The sequence below is a fragment of the Paenarthrobacter sp. 2TAF44 genome, assembly GCF_052114885.1.
Lineage (GTDB): Bacteria > Actinomycetota > Actinomycetes > Actinomycetales > Micrococcaceae > Arthrobacter.
In genome coordinates this window covers 1-701 of record NZ_JBFRFP010000059.1, presented here as the reverse complement: position 1 = coordinate 701, position 701 = coordinate 1, and the positions used below count along the sequence as shown (strand labels likewise).

Sequence of the window (701 nt, the reverse complement as noted above, 5' to 3'; positions counted from 1 at the left end):
CGAACCACCCTCACCGGCGAAGGACTCCAACACGCCGACGGGCACTCCCCCATCCTGGCCTCCACCAACCCCGCCGTGAAAACCTACGACCCCGCCTACGGCTACGAAATCGGCCACATCATCCGCCACGGCCTCGAAGAAATGTACGGACCCGACACCGAGGCCACCGGCACCGGCACCGGCACGGGCACCGGTGAAGACCGTAACGTGATGTACTACCTCACCGTCTACAACGAACCCATCACCCAACCCGCCGAACCCGAGAACCTCGACGTCAACGGGCTCCTCAAAGGCATCTACCGCCTGGCGCCCGCCCCGGAAAACACCACCGGGGACACCAGGCCCACCGCGAACATCCTCGCCTCCGGCGTGTCCGTGCCCTGGGCCCTGGACGCCGCCCGGATCCTCGCCGAGGACTGGGGAGTCGCCGCCGAAGTCTGGTCCGTGACGTCCTGGAACGAACTGCGACGCGACGGCCTCGCCGCCGAAGAACACGCCTTCCTCAACCCCGGCCAACCCGCCCGCACCCCCTTCATCACCGAACAACTCGCCGGCACCACCGGACCCGTCATCGCCGTGTCCGACTACATGAAAGCCGTCCCCGACCAAATCCGCCAATTCATCCCCAACGACTTCGCCTCCCTCGGAGCAGACGGCTTCGGCTTCTCCGACACCCGCCAAGCCGCCCGCCGCTACTTCAA

The 701-nt window shown here is 66.8% G+C and carries 1 protein-coding gene; it reads left to right on the top strand.

Annotation, left to right across the window (positions count from 1 at the left end; genetic code table 11):
- The coding region (locus AB4Z15_RS24935) for a transketolase-like TK C-terminal-containing protein (RefSeq protein WP_442019403.1) at positions 1 to 701 on the top strand (701 nt) is incomplete at both ends.